Origin of the sequence: Polynucleobacter sp. JS-JIR-5-A7, from assembly GCF_018687935.1 — a bacterium.
Lineage (GTDB): Bacteria > Pseudomonadota > Gammaproteobacteria > Burkholderiales > Burkholderiaceae > Polynucleobacter.
The window spans coordinates 117,569-118,037 of the sequence record NZ_CP061308.1 but is presented as its reverse complement, the minus strand read 5'-3'; the positions used below and the strand labels follow the sequence as shown (position 1 = coordinate 118,037).

The 469-nt window shown below is 33.5% G+C and carries 1 protein-coding gene; it reads right to left on the bottom strand.

Annotation, left to right across the window (positions count from 1 at the left end):
- Positions 1-443: tetratricopeptide repeat protein (locus tag AOC29_RS00680; RefSeq protein ID WP_215296152.1), on the bottom strand; the 443-nt coding region annotated here is incomplete at its 3' end.
- Positions 444-469 lie beyond the last annotated feature (26 nt).

Below are 469 nucleotides of genomic sequence, written 5' to 3'. Positions count from 1 at the left end.
GCCTCTGCATATTGAGGATTGATTTCTAGTGCCCGGTCATAAGATGACAATGCCTCATCAAAGCGCTTTAGGTCATTTAAGGTAATACCTCTGTTGGACCAAGCCTCTGCATATTGAGGATTGATTTCTAGTGCTCGACTATAAGAAGTTAGCGCTCTCTTTTTATTATCTATTTTTGATTCAATCAACCCAATGTTATTTATAGCCTCATAATTTAGTGGCTCTATTTTCAAGATATCTTGAGAAGTTGATTTTGCTTCATTAAATTTTTTTAGATGTATTTGTGTAGAGGATAAATTGAGCAATGTAGATATTCGATTTGGTAGTAGATCTAATGATCTTAGATAAAGTTCTTCGGCCTCAACATAAAATCCAAGCTGATACTTATGTAGGCCGTCTAAAAAATATTTCTTAGCAATATCAAAGTGATTTATATCATTCATTGCGTAATTAGGAATTCCATTAAGCT